Annotated in this window: 12 protein-coding genes; 9 read left to right on the forward strand and 3 right to left on the reverse strand. The window is 73.8% G+C overall.

The window, feature by feature from the left end; genetic code table 11:
* The first annotated feature begins 35 nt into the window (after positions 1-35).
* From M3666_RS01430 to M3666_RS01445, 4 genes are all read left to right on the forward strand, one after another.
* Positions 36-746, forward strand: coding sequence for a GntR family transcriptional regulator (locus M3666_RS01430; RefSeq protein WP_209684533.1), 711 nt, complete (start codon positions 36-38; stop codon positions 744-746).
* Positions 743-1,759 carry an ADP-ribosylglycohydrolase family protein gene (locus M3666_RS01435; RefSeq protein WP_251154263.1) on the forward strand — a complete coding sequence of 339 codons (1,017 nt, stop codon included), beginning with the start codon at positions 743-745 and terminating at the stop codon, positions 1,757-1,759. Before M3666_RS01430 ends, M3666_RS01435 begins: the two co-directional genes overlap by 4 nt.
* A gap of 148 nt (positions 1,760-1,907) precedes the next feature.
* On the forward strand, positions 1,908-3,392 hold the full coding sequence (locus tag M3666_RS01440; protein ID WP_251154264.1) for a cytosine permease: 1,485 nt from the start codon (positions 1,908-1,910) through the stop codon (positions 3,390-3,392).
* A complete protein-coding gene (locus M3666_RS01445) occupies positions 3,389-4,312 on the forward strand; it encodes a PfkB family carbohydrate kinase (protein WP_209684538.1) in 924 nt (307 codons plus the stop codon). Before M3666_RS01440 ends, M3666_RS01445 begins: the two co-directional genes overlap by 4 nt.
* Before the next feature lie 332 nt (positions 4,313-4,644).
* On the opposite strand, the gene M3666_RS01450 is transcribed toward M3666_RS01445, so the two are convergent.
* A complete protein-coding gene (locus tag M3666_RS01450; RefSeq protein WP_251154265.1) occupies positions 4,645-5,550 on the reverse strand; it encodes a carbohydrate kinase in 906 nt (301 codons plus the stop codon).
* Between the two features lie 129 nt (positions 5,551-5,679).
* Between M3666_RS01450 and M3666_RS01455 the strand changes: the two genes are divergently transcribed.
* Together M3666_RS01455 and M3666_RS01460 are read left to right on the forward strand one after the other, a co-directional pair.
* Positions 5,680-6,099, forward strand: coding sequence for a BLUF domain-containing protein (locus M3666_RS01455; RefSeq protein ID WP_066651524.1), 420 nt, complete (start codon positions 5,680-5,682; stop codon positions 6,097-6,099).
* An 81-nt stretch (positions 6,100-6,180) separates the two neighbouring features.
* On the forward strand, positions 6,181-7,224 hold the full coding sequence (locus tag M3666_RS01460; RefSeq protein ID WP_251154266.1) for a hypothetical protein: 1,044 nt from the start codon (positions 6,181-6,183) through the stop codon (positions 7,222-7,224).
* Between the two features lie 96 nt (positions 7,225-7,320).
* Here the strand turns inward: M3666_RS01460 and M3666_RS01465 are convergent, their stop codons facing one another.
* Both M3666_RS01465 and M3666_RS01470 read right to left on the reverse strand, forming a co-directional pair.
* Positions 7,321-8,436 (reverse strand): N-acetylglucosamine-6-phosphate deacetylase, encoded by a 1,116-nt coding sequence (locus M3666_RS01465; protein ID WP_251154267.1) that lies wholly within the window; start codon positions 8,434-8,436, stop codon positions 7,321-7,323.
* Positions 8,433-9,494 (reverse strand): ROK family protein, encoded by a 1,062-nt coding sequence (locus M3666_RS01470; RefSeq protein ID WP_251154268.1) that lies wholly within the window; start codon positions 9,492-9,494, stop codon positions 8,433-8,435. Before M3666_RS01470 ends, M3666_RS01465 begins: the two co-directional genes overlap by 4 nt.
* Before the next feature lie 131 nt (positions 9,495-9,625).
* Here M3666_RS01470 and M3666_RS01475 point away from each other — a divergent pair, with 131 nt between their 5' ends.
* The 3 genes from M3666_RS01475 (at position 9,626) to M3666_RS01485 (ending at position 13,176) form a co-directional block, all read left to right on the forward strand.
* A complete protein-coding gene (locus M3666_RS01475) occupies positions 9,626-10,414 on the forward strand; it encodes a DeoR/GlpR family DNA-binding transcription regulator (RefSeq protein WP_066651516.1) in 789 nt (262 codons plus the stop codon).
* A 213-nt stretch (positions 10,415-10,627) separates the two neighbouring features.
* On the forward strand, positions 10,628-11,866 hold the full coding sequence (locus M3666_RS01480) for a Gfo/Idh/MocA family protein (protein ID WP_251154269.1): 1,239 nt from the start codon (positions 10,628-10,630) through the stop codon (positions 11,864-11,866).
* Positions 11,863-13,176, forward strand: coding sequence for a sugar ABC transporter substrate-binding protein (locus M3666_RS01485; protein WP_251154270.1), 1,314 nt, complete (start codon positions 11,863-11,865; stop codon positions 13,174-13,176). The genes M3666_RS01480 and M3666_RS01485 overlap by 4 nt, the downstream gene beginning before the upstream one ends.
* The last annotated feature ends 12 nt before the right edge of the window (positions 13,177-13,188 follow it).

Genomic DNA, 13,188 nt, shown 5'->3' on the forward strand with positions numbered 1-13,188 from the left:
GGCTGGACAGGCGTTGTACATGTACACTCCTGTCCATGCCCGTCTCATCGAAGCGACGCCTCGTCGCCGACGCCCTCCGCGACGCGATCGCGACGGGCCGGTACCGCGCCGGTGAGCGCCTGCCCGGCGAGCACGACCTCGCCGCCCGCTTCGCGGTGAGCCGCGGCACCGTCCGCGCCGCCCTCGCCGACCTGGCCGACGACGAGTACATCTCGACCCACGGGGGCGTCGGCTCGGTCGTCACGTTCGACGGCGCCGCCCTCGACCCGCGGGGTGGCTGGGCGCGGTCGATCGCCGCCTCGGGCACCGAGGTGACCACCCGCATCCTGCGACTCGCCCGCGTGGACGACCCGGGCCTCCAGGTCGAGGTCGACGCTGCGGACGCGGCGTTCGTCGCGGTCGACCGGCTGCGCACCGTCGTGGGCGGGCGGCCGGTGTCGCTCGAGCGGAGCATCCTGCCCGCCGTCGGCCGCCTGGCCGCTGCACCGACCGACGGACTGGTCGAGGACTCGCTCACGGCGACCATCGCCGAGGCCGGCCTCGTACCGGCGAGCGCCGAGCAGTGGGTCGACGTCGTGCCCCTCGACGCCGAGGACGCCCGCCTGCTCGACCGCGCCGAGGGAACCCCGTTCCTCCGGAGCCGACGTGACTCGCGCACCGCCCAGGGCGCGTTCGTCGAGCGCGTCGACAGCCTCCTCGACCCGGACCGCTTCCGCCTGCACATGCGCTTCGGGACCGCACGATGACGACTCGACAGGACACCGTGAACGACCAGACCCACGCCCTCGCCGCCCTGACCGGCCTCGCGATCGGCGACGCCCTCGGCATGCCCACGCAGTCGATGTCCCTCGCGCAGATCCGAGCCGACCACGGCACGATCTCCGGGTTCGTCGACGCCGGACCGCACCAGCGGATCGCCGCCGGCATGCCCGCGGGCACGATCACCGACGACACCGAGCAGGCGGTCATGGTCGCCGAGCTCCTCGTCGAGGGTGACGGGCACATCGACCCCACCCGCTTCGCCGAGGCGCTCATCGCCTGGGAACGCGCGATGCAGGCCAAGGGCTCGCTCGACCTGCTCGGCCCCAGCACGAAGACGGCCGTGCAGCGCATCCTCGACGGCGTCCCGGCGTCCGAAGCCGGGTCGACGGGGACGACGAACGGCGCCGCGATGCGGATCGCGCCGGTCGGGATCGCCGTGCCCTCCGGTGACCTCGTGCGTCTGGTCGACGCCGTGCAGGACGCGTCGCGCGTCACCCACGACACGGGGATCGGCATCGCCGGGGCGAGCGCCGTCGCCGCCGCCGTGAGCGCGGGCGTCGGCGGCGCCTCCCGGACCGAGGCGCTCGACGCCGCGGTCGCGGCCGCCACGATCGGCGCGGGCCGCGGCCACTGGGTCGCGGGCGCGGACATCGCTGCGAGGACGACCTGGGCGCGCGGCTTCCTGCCGACCGTCCCCGCCGACGACCGGATCGACACCGTGTCGCAGCTCGTCGGCACGAGCGTCGCCAGCCAGGAGTCGGTCGTCGCAGCGCTCGCCCTCGTGGCGCTCGACCTCGACCCCTGGGAGACGCTCTGCACGGCCGCGTCGATCGGCGGCGACACGGACACCATCGCCGCGATGGCCGGTGCCGTGCTCGGTGCCGTGCACGGTCCGGACGCCTGGCCCGTCGACGCGGTCACCACCGTGACGACCGTGAACCACCTCGAGCTCGGCCCGCTGGTCGACGGACTGCTCGCGCTCCGTCACCGGGCCTGACCCGACGCCGGACGGCGGCGGTCCCCCCTCCGCCGCCGCCCGGTCACCACCCCTCCCCGGGAGCACCTCGCTCCCCCGCCGCACCCTCACCTCCCCCGCAGCACCCCACCTCCCCCGCAGCACCCTTCCGATGACGTAAGAGGACCCCATGGCCCAGGACACCACCACGCGCTCCGGCGGCACGCTCTCCAGCGGCACGCTGACGAGCGTCGAACAGCGCGGCATCGAGCCCGTGCCCCACGACGAGCGGAACGGCGCCCCCGGGGCCCTGTTCTGGGTCTGGTTCGCCGCGAACATCTCGATCCTCGGGCTCCCCCTCGGTGCGACGCTCGTGGCGTTCCAGGGGCTGACGATCTGGCAGGCGCTCGTCGTCGCGGTGATCGGCGCCGCCGGGTCCTTCGCGGTCGTCGGGGTGATCTCCATCGCCGGACGCCGCGGCGGGGCTCCCGGTCTGACCCTGAGCCGCGCGGTGTTCGGCGTGCGCGGGAACATCGGTCCGACCGCGGTGTCGCTGCTCTCCCGCCTCGGGTGGGAGACCGTGAACACGACGACCGCGGCCTTCGTGCTGCTGTCGCTCTTCACGATCCTGTTCGGCACCGACGGCGACGCGAAGGCGAACCCGGTGCTGACGATCGTCGCCATCCTCGTGTTCGTCGTCGCGACCGTGCTCGTCTCCGGGCTCGGCCACGCGTTCATCGTCGCCGTGCAGAAGTGGGCGACGTGGGTGTTCGGCGCCCTCAACGTCTTCGTCGCCGTGTTCCTGGTGCTCCGTGTCGACTGGGACGTCGTCGGGTCGCAGCCCGCGGGCCCGGTCGCCGCGATGGTGATCGGCATCGGCACCATCGCCGCGGGCACCGGCATCGGGTGGGCGACCGCCGGTGCGGACATCGCCCGGTACACGCGCACCTCGGTGAAGGCGGGCGCCCTGATCAGCGCCAGCGCCGCCGGCGCGGGCATCCCCCTCGTGGTCCTGGTCGGTCTCGGCGCCCTCGTCTCCGCCGGCGACCCCACCCTCGCGCAGGCCGGTGACCCGGTCGCGGCGATCCGCGACCTGCTGCCGAGCTGGATGGCGATCCCGTACCTGGTCGCGGCCTTCGGCGGACTGCTGCTGTCGAACCACCTGTCGGTGTACTCGGCGAGCCTCACCACGCTGACCCTCGGCATCAAGGTGCCCCGCGTGTGGGCGGTCGCCGTCGACGTGGTCGTCACGACCCTCGGCGCGATGTACTTCATGCTCGTCGCCGACGGCTTCTACGCGCCCTTCATCACGTTCATCTCGGTGCTCGCGGTGCCGATCACCGCCTGGCTCGGGGTGTTCATCGCCGACATGGCGAAGCGACGCTGGTACGACCCGGCCGCGCTGCTCGACCTCCGCGCCGGAGGCCGCTACTGGTACCGCGGCGGCGTCGCCTGGGGCGCCCTCGCCGCCTGGGTCGTCGCGATCGTCGTCGGCTTCCTCTTCACCTCGGTGCAGGTCGGCGACGCGGACCCCGTGTTCGTCGGAGCACTCTCGGACAGCTGGATCGGCGCGAACGGCCTCGGGTGGATCGTGACGTTCGTCGTCGCCGCCCTCGTGTACCTGCTCACCGGCGGTGCCCGCGGCCAGCTGCACGCTCCCGAGGAGCGCGCGTGAGCCGCCTCGTCTCGGTCGGCAACGTCGTCGTCGACATCGTCATGCGCGTGGACGCGATCCCCGAGCCCGGCGGTGACGTCATCGCCTCGGCGTCGGAGATCACCGCGGGCGGCGGGCTCAACACGATGGTCGCCGCCGTCCGCGACGGCCTGCCCGTGGTGTTCGCCGGACAGTACGGCACCGGGCCGTTCGGCGACGTCGTCCGTGCGGCGCTCGTCGACTCGGGCGTCGAGGTCCTGCAGCCCGGGCTCGACGACGTCGACAGCGGGTACTGCGTCGCACTCGTCGACGCCTCCACCGAGCGCACCTTCGTGACGAGCGTCGGCGCCGAGGGCCGGCTCGGCCGCGCGGACCTCGACCGCGTCGCGCTCCGGCCGGACGACACCGTCGTCGTCTCCGGCTACGGCCTCGCGCACGCCGTCAACGGTCCGGCCATCGCCGACTGGCTGACGACGGTGCCGGACTCCGTCCGTGTCGTGCTCGACCCGTCACCGCTGGTCGACACGCTGCCCCCGGCGGTGCTCGGCCCCGTCACGGCGCGCGCGGACGTGGTCAGCGCCAACGGCCGGGAGGCACGGCTCATGGCACCGACCGCCGCGGGACTCCCCGAGGCGGTCGCGGCGATCGCCGCATCCGCCCGCGGCACCGCGCTGGCCCGTGACGGCGCAGCGGGCTGCTGGGTCGCCGAGCCGGGGCGCGCCCCGGTCCTGGTGCCCGGGTTCCCCGTCGACGCGGTGGACTCGAACGGCGCGGGTGACGCCCACGGCGGCGTGCTCGTCGCTGCCCTGGCGCGCGGGCTCTCGCTGGTCGACGCGGTCCGGCGTGCCAATGCCGCGGCGGCACTCGCGGTGACACGGCGGGGGCCGGCGACGGCTCCGACGGCCGCGGAGACCGACGCGTTCCTCGCCGCGCACGCCTGACGGCGGGGGGCCCGGCCGGTGCGCGGCCGTGCGCCCGCGCGGGCCGCAGCGGTCGGGCGGTCAGCGGTCGCGCGGTCGGTGGTCGGGCGGTCAGCGGTCGCGCGGTCGGTGGTCGGGCGGTCAGCGGCCACGCGGTCGGTGGTCGGGCGGTCAGCGGCCACGCGGTCGGCCGCCGGTGCGATGTGCTCGCGCACAACCGGGAGCACCTCGCGCCACGTCGATCCGCGGCGCCACGTGCTCCCCGTTGTGCGGGCGACGCGAGGCTCACCCGTGGCGAGCACCGGTCGCTGCCCCGTACGTCCGGTCCGGGCGTGCGGCAGGGCGACGAGCGGTCAGGCGCCCAGGACCCCGGCGGCGTCCGTGTCGAGCTCGGCCCGGACGGGCGGGTCCGCGCCCGGGCGGGACACCGTGACGGCGGCACAGGCCAGCGCGAGCGACGCCAGGCGTCCGAGCTCGTCGGTGTCGAGGCCGGTGGGCGCGGATCCCCGTGCGAGCACGCCGGCGAGCAGCCCCGCCATGAACGAGTCACCCGCGCCGATCGTGTCCGCGACCTCGACGCGCGGCGCCGGCACGGTGGTCCGCGCGCGGGCGGACGCCATCGCGCAGCCCGAGCCGCCGAGCGTCACCGCGGCGAGCGCCGCCCCGTGCGCCAGCAGCCCGTCGAGGACCTGGTCGACGCTGCGGTCCGGCCAGAGCCACGCGGCGTCCTCGTCGCTGAGCTTGATCACGTCGGCCTCGGCGAACAGCGGTTCGAGGGTGGCGAGCACGGCATCCCGGTCGGGCGCGATCGACGGACGGACGTTCGGGTCGAGGGAGACGAGGGCGTCCGTCGGGCGGGTGCGGAGCGCCTCGAGCACGGTCCGTGCGCCCGGCTCCAGCACGGCACCGATGGAGCCGACGTGCACGAGCGGCGTACCGACCGGCACCTGCACCGGGTCGAGGCGCCAGTCGAGGTCGAACTCGTAGGACGCACCGCCGTCGTCGCCGATCGTCGCGACGGCGGTGGAGGTGCGTTCGATCGCGGTCGCGTCGACCTCGACGTCGCTCGCGCCGACGTGCGCCCGGATCGAACCGCCGTGGTCGTCGTCGCCGAGCGCGCACACGAGCCGTGCGGCCCGGCCGAGGCGAGCGAGGCCGACGGCGACGTTCATCGGGCTCCCGCCCGGGTGCTCGACGCGCCCATCGGGGCGGTCGACCACGTCGACCAGGGCTTCTCCGATGACGATGACGGGGTCCATGGCACCAGCCTCCCAGAGCCGACGGCCGTGCGACGTCGGCCTGTCCGCTCGTCCCCCGGTGGTCCGTGGACGCACGGGTGCCGCGGAGTTGACTGACGGACCCGGCACGACCGCCACCAAGGAGCCCCGATGCTGTCCCTCATCTACTCGAGTGTCGCCACCCGATCCCTCGACGACGACGACCTCGCCGGCCTGCTCGCGCAGAGTCGGCGGGCGAACGCGGAGAACGACATCACCGGCGTCCTGCTCTTCCGGAACGGCTACTTCCTGCAGCTGCTCGAGGGTCCGGACCAGGCGGTCCGCGCGAAGATGGCGACGATCAAGCACGACGACCGGCACACCAAGGTCACGGTGCTCACCGAGGAGCTCATCGAGGAGCGGCAGTTCCCGGAGTGGACGATGGGCTACCCGGCCGAGGACACCGACGTCGAGCAGGCCCCGGGCTACCGGACGACCTTCGACGACCTCGACGCCGCGGACGGCACGCAGATCAGCTCGCTGCCGGCGCTCCGCGAGCTGATCCGCTGGTTCCGACCCTCGCCCCGCTGACGACCCGGCCCGACCGCGACGGCACGCGGCGTGCGAGGATCGGCTCGGTCGGACAGGGGGTCCGACGGACGGGGGCACAGCGTGGGCGACACGACCAGCGAGCAGACCAGGACGCACCCCTGGGTGCACGTGCTCGGCGCGACGGCGATCGGCGTCGGCGCCGCACACCTCGCGCGCGCGGCCGCCCTCCTCACGTTCTTCGTCGGCGTACCCGGCCTCGTGGCGCTGCTGGTCCACACGGTCGTGGCGTGCGGAGCACTCGGCGGTCTGGCGGTCCTCGCCACCCGGCGTCGCCGGACGGCGTGGCTCGGTGCTGCGGGCCTCGTCCTCGTCCCCGCGGTCCTCGTCGCGGCGCTGCTGCCCGCTGCCTTCGCCGGCCCCGAGCCGACGTTCCCGCTCCTCGCGTCCACGCCCACGCCGTACATGGTGGGCGCGGTCGTCGCCGCGGTCCCGGCGATGCTCGTGCACCGCGGGGTCCTGCGGAAGCTCGGCGCCGTCCTGGGGACGGGCGCCGCGGTCGCGGTCGTCGCGGTGGTCGTCGCGGTCGGCGTCCGCGTCCACGGGAGCGACGTGCAACGGGACGAGCAGGCCATCGCGCGGGCGCAGGTCGCCATCGGCGCGGACTTCCGGCCCGTCACGATCTCCCCCGACGGGTACGGCTCCGTGTACGAGGCGAACATCGAGCAGCGGCTGCCGGGGTTCCTGCAGGTGTTCTCCTCGCCTGCCGAGGAGGCGCACGCGCCCGGCGACGCGTCGGGATCGGACCTGACGGTCGTCACGCTCGCGGCGACGACCCCGCCGTGCGGCCGACCGATCGAGGGCGTCGCCCCCGGGGGCGGTTCCGAGGCGGAGACGTCGTGCGACGAGGACGGCGGGGTCGTGCGGCGGACGAGCGAACACGGCCACGAGGTCGCCGCGGTCGTGGGCGGCACGCTCGTGGCCGTCAGCGCCCTGCCGGAGGTCGACGACAGCCTGCTCGAGGCTGCCGTGCGCTCCGCGGAACCGATCGACGACGAGGCGTACCGGCACGTGCTGCTCGGTGACGGCGACGAGTACACCGACGAGCTCGACGGCAACCGGTGTCCGGTCGTCGGCGCGGCGTGCGGCCCGCCGGCACGTCGCTGATCCGGACGGGAGGCGCGTGGCGGGCCGGCACCGCGCCTCCCGTCCGGCGGCGCCGGCTCCGTGACACGGGCCGCCCGGGCGGGCGGCCGCGCTCGGTCAGGCGGCCGGTCCGAGCGGCAGCGGGTGGATCCGCCCGTCGGGTCCGACCACCACGATGTCGGCGGCGGATCCGACGCTGAGCGGCGGACGCAGACCGAGCACCGACGCCGCCCGTGCCGAGGACGCGTGCACCGCCGCCGGCAGCCGGTCCGGGTGACCGTCGACGAAGCGAGTGACGGCGTCTGCCACCGTGATCGTGCTCCCCGCCAGTGACGAGCCGTCCGCGAGCCGGGCGACTCCGTCGGAGACGACGACCTCCGAGCCGGCGATCCGGTAGCTGCCGTCGGCGCAGCCGGTCGCGGCCATGGCGTCCGAGACGAGCACGAGGCGGTCACCCGCGGCTCCGCGCACGAGGTCGACGGTGACCGGGTCGAGGTGGTGGCCGTCCACGATGCACTCCACGGTGAGACGCTCGTCCGACAGCGCGACGCCGACCGGGCCGGGCGCACGGTGGTGCAGCGGCGGCATCCCGTTGAACAGGTGCGTGACGAGGGTCGCACCGGCGTCCACCGCCGCCCGGACCTGGCCGCCGTCGGCGTCGGTGTGCCCGATCGCGACGACGGTACCCGACGCCACCAGTCGCCGGACCGCGTCGAGCGCACCCGGGAGCTCGGGCGCGAGGGTGACGATCCGGAGCGCCGCACCGCCGGCGTCCACGAACAGGTCGACCTCGTCGGGGGTCGGCGGGTGCAGCAGCTGCGCGGCGTGCGCACCCCGGCGGGCGGGTGCGAGCCAGGGCCCCTCGAGGTGCAGTCCGGCGAGCGTGCCGTCGTCGACGAGCGGTCGCAGGCGGTGCAGGGCAGCGACCGTGTCCGGCACCGTGCCCGTCGCGATCGACGCCACCAGGCGGGTGGTCCCCCGCGCGGCGTGGTGGTCGGCGGCCGCCCGCGCCTCGGCGACCGAGCACGAGGCGAAGTCGTGCCCGAGGGCACCGTGCGCGTGCAGGTCGACGAAGGCCGGCAGGACGGTGCCCGGCGCCTCGACCACACGGTCGTGCACCGGTGCCGCACCGGTGCCGACCGCGGCGACCCGGCCGTCCTCGACGGCGAGCCACGCCTCCGACAGGTCGACCGCGGCGGTGACGATCCGTGGGGCGCGGACGAGGACGGTCACGCGGTCACCGCCACGTCCGGCACCGACCCGGCACGCACCGACGCGGCACGCGCGGAGCCGGCCTGCGCCGAGCCGGCTCGGGCCTGGCGGGCGAGCAGCACCGCACCGATGGCGCCGGCCGCATCGCCGTGGCGCGCCCCCACGAGTTCGGGCAGTCGGACCCCGGCGAGGCGGTCCGCGACGGCGGCGCGCAGCGGGTCGAACAGCAGCGGCCCGGACTGCGCCAGCCCGCCGCCGACGATCAGGGTGTGGCACCCCGCGACGGCCGTCAGCCAGGCCAGGGTGTCGGCGAGCACGTCGACGCAGTCGTCCCACGCCCGTCGGGCGACCGGGTCCCCGTCGAGCACCCGGAGCATCGCGTCGTGGGCGCTCGGAGCACCACTGCGGCGTGCGACGGCGCCGGCCGAGGCGACCTCCTCGACCCGGAGGCCCGCGTGCGCGCCGTCCCGGATCCGGACCTGGCCGACCTCCCCGGCCCACCCGCCGCCCGGTACGACCCGGCCGTCGACGACCAGGGCACTCGCCAGGCCGGTCCCCACCGGGACGAAGGCGACGGTGCCACGGCCGAGCGCGGCGATCGTGTCGGTGGCGGTGTCGGTGTCGGTGTCGGTGTCGGTGTCGGTGGCGAGCGGACCGCCCGGGGCCGCTCCCGGACCGGCGGCCCGGACCTCGGCGAGCGCTCCGGCCCGGACGTCGTGGCCGAAGGCGAGCGGGACGGCGTCCACGCCTGCCGCGCGCAGGGCGTCGGCGACCCGTGCCCGGACCGGCACGTCCCGCCAGCCGAGGTTCACGGAGAGCACCGACCGGCCGGCGTCCTCGTCGACGACCCCGGGGACGACCAGACCGATCGCCCCGAGGTCCGTCCCCCGTCGCCGGGCGACCGTCCGGGCCCGCTGTCCCAGCGTCGCGACGAGCTCGGCCAGCGCGGTGGCCTGCGGGTCCTCCCGGGGCGTCGGGACACGCTGCTCCTCGAGCACCCGCCCGTCGTCGGCGACCAGGCGCACCTTGATGCTCGTGCCCCCGACGTCGATGCCGAGCGCTGCACCGTTCGCGGTCATCGCGAGCCCTCCGGTCGTGCCGATCGGGACTGATCGGACGCCGACAGCCTGCCGACCGATCGTGATCGGTGCAAACAACGCGCATCATTTCCGCTCACATCGCGCAGCGAACACGCCCGTAGGATGACGCCATGACCCCGCAGCAGAGGCTCAACGCGCTCCTCGAGCTCGTGAGCGACCGCGGGAACGTCTCCATCGCCGAGATCGGCGAGGCGCTCGGCATCTCCGCTGCGACCGCCCGGCGCGACCTCACGACCCTGGCGGACCAGCGGCTGGTCACGCGCACCCACGGTGGGGCCGCAGCGCTGGGCGCGGGGTACGAGCTGCCGCTGCAGTACAAGATCGCCCGGCAGGCCGAGGCGAAGACCGCCATCGCCCGGGCGACCGCCGCGCTCGTCTCCCCGGGGGACACCGTCGGCCTGAACGGCGGGACGACGACGACCGAGGTCGCGCGGGAGCTCGGCAAGTCCGAGCGCTTCATCCGCGCCGACGGCGAGTGCGGCATCACCATCGTCACCAACGCCCTGAACATCGGCTACGAGCTGTCGATCCGCGCCAACGTCAAGATCGTCGTGACGGGCGGTGTGGCACGGCGGCAGTCGTACGAGCTCATCGGCCCGACGGTCCGCGACACCCTCGACGGGTTCGCGCTCGACGTCGTCGTGCTGGGGGTCGACGGGCTGTCCGGCCAGTACGGCGCCACGACCATGCACGAGGGCGAGGCCGAGGTGAGCCGGCACTTCGCGTCGGTCGGACGGCGGATCATCGTGGTCGCCGACTCGACGAAGATCGAGCGCTCCACCTTCGCGCGCATCTGCCCGCTCGACCGCATCGACGTGCTCGTCACGGACCAGGCGGTGCCGGCGTCGTTCGCCGCAGACCTGGCGTCCGCCGGCGTGGAACTCGTCGTCGCGAGCTGACGCCCCGCGGCCCAGGTCACCCCGGATCCGCCCGTCGTCGGCTGCGCAGCCGCAGTCGGCCGGCGCCGTCCCGTGCCGTCGTGTGCCGTCGTCGTGACGTTGCCGACATGTAACAACCTCGGATGCACGCTTCCGTGATCGAGCCATGCGTGCTTATTGTGCACTCATGATCGATTTGGCATCATTGCCGTCACATTCACGCAAGGGAGCGAGATGACCACCACGAGCACACGCCTGCTCCGGGTCGGCGTCGTCGGCATCGGCCAGCGGTCGGCCATCGCCGACCACGTGGCCGCTGCTGGGCTGGACGCCGACGGCGTGGACGCCCGGATCACGGCCGCCGCCGACACCACGGAGAACGGCCGGACACGTGCCGCCGCACACTGGCCGGAGGCCGAGGTGGTCGCCGACCACCGGGCACTGATCGGCTCGGACGGCGTGCCGAACCTCGTGGACGCGGCGATCGTCACCACCCCGGACTGGACCCACGCCGAGATCGCGATCGACCTGCTCCGTGCCGGCATCGCCGTCTACCTCGAGAAGCCCCTGGCGATCACGGTCGAGGACGCCGACGCCGTCCTGAACACCGCCGCCGAGACCGGGACGCCCCTGTACGTCGGCCACAACTTCCGGCACGCCGCCGTCGTCCGACTCATGCGCGAGGTGATCGCCCGCGGTGAGATCGGCGAGGTCAAGGCGGTGTGGGTCCGCCACTTCGTCGGCAACGGCGGCGACTACTACTTCAAGGACTGGCACGCCGACCGCAGCCGCGTGAACTCCCTCCTGCTGCAGAAGGCGAGCCACGACCTCGACGTCGTGCACGCCCTCGCCGGTGCGTACACGAGCCGGGTCGTCGGGATGGGGTCGCTCTCCGTGTACGGCGACGTCACCGACCGGCGGGACCGCAGCGACGAGCTCATGACCGACTGGTTCTCGTTCGACAACTGGCCGCCCGCCGAGCAGACCGGCCTGAACCCCGTCGTCGACGTGGAGGACGTCTCGATGGTGATGATGACGCTCGACAACGGCGTGCAGGCGAGCTACGAGCAGTGCCACTTCACGCCCGACTACTGGCGCAACTACACGGTGATCGGCACCCACGGACGGCTCGAGAACGTCGGCGACACCGGCGGTGGTGTCGTCAAGGTGTGGACCCACCGCCGCAACTGGGACGTCACCGGTGACGTCGAGTACCCCGTCGACGGCGTCGAGGACGGTCACGCCGACGCCGACCTCCTCACGATGACCGAGTTCCTCCGCTCGGTGGCCCTCGGCGAGCCGACGACGCTGTCCCCGATCGCGGCGCGCATGGCGGTCGCCGCCGGCGCACTCGCCACCCGCTCGCTCCGCAACGGCTCCGTCCCGCTCGACGTGCCGCCCCTCCCCGATGCCACGATCCGTCACTTCTCGGCCGCCGGCCGCGACGACCTCTCCGGAAGGAACACCCGATGACCCTCCCCTCCCCCCGTCACGGCCGCGGTCGCCGCCGCGCCCTGCTCGGTCTCGCTGCCGCGGTCAGCGCCGTCGCCCTCCTCGCCGGGTGCAGCAGCGCCTCGTCCGCCGGCTCCGACTCCGGGAAGGGCACCGTCGCGAAGGACACGAAGGCCGACCTGACGTACGCCGTGTGGGACCAGAACCAGGTCGACGCGATCAAGGCGAACATCAAGGGCTTCAACGAGGAGTACCCGGACATCACCGTCAACGTCGACGTCACGCCGTACGCCAACTACTTCACGAAGCTGCAGACGCAGGGCTCCAGCAACACGCTGCCCGACCTGTTCTGGATGAACGGCCCGAACTTCCAGCTCTACGCGGGCAACGGCAAGCTCGCACCGATCACCGGCGCCGTGGAGTCGGGCGCGATCGACCCGTCGAAGTACTCGAAGGCGCTCGACGAGCTGTACACCTACGACGGCAAGCAGTACGGCGTGCCGAAGGACTTCGACACGATCGGCGTCTGGGTGAACAAGGCCCTGTTCGAGCAGGCCGGCGTCGCGATGCCGTCGAAGGACTGGACGTGGCAGGACTTCCAGGACACCGCCGCCGAACTGTCGCAGAAGCTGCAGGGCGACGGCGCGTACGGCGCCGCCGGCGGCATGGACGGACAGACCACCTACTACGACACGATCTTCCAGGCCGGCGGGTCCGTCATCGACGACGGGAAGTCGGAGTACGACACGAAGGCCGCGCAGGAGGGCATCCGCTTCTGGACCGACCTGATCGACTCGGGCGCTTCGCCGACGATCAAGCAGCTCACCGACACCACGGCGGACCAGTGGTTCACCTCCGGCAAGCTCGCGATGTACCAGGGCGGCAGCTGGTTCCGGTCGGCGCTGATCGGCACCGACATGGAGCAGGACGTCGTCGTCTACCCGCTGCCGAAGGGCAAGGAGCAGGCGACCGTCATCCACGGCGTCTCGAACGTCGTCGCCGAGGGGTCGGGGAACAGGGCCGCAGCCCAGGCACTGCAGGCGTACCTGGCGAGCAAGCCGGCACAGCAGCAGCAGGGCGACATGGGCGCGGTCATCCCGGCGTACGAGGGCACGCAGGACGCCTTCACGAAGACCATGCCCGACGCGGACCTGCAGGTCTTCCTCGACGCGGTCGACTACGCGAAGCCGCTGCCGGTGTCGAAGAACACCGCCGCGTGGAACACCCTCGAGACGAACCTGCTGCCGAGCGCCTTCGACGGCTCCGAGCCGGTCGACCAGGTGACGGAGAAGCTCGCCCAGGAGATGGACGCAGCACTCGCGAAGGAGTGACGACGAGCCGGT

This window comes from Curtobacterium sp. ODYSSEY 48 V2, assembly GCF_023712625.1.
In the GTDB taxonomy this organism is placed as follows: domain Bacteria; phylum Actinomycetota; class Actinomycetes; order Actinomycetales; family Microbacteriaceae; genus Curtobacterium.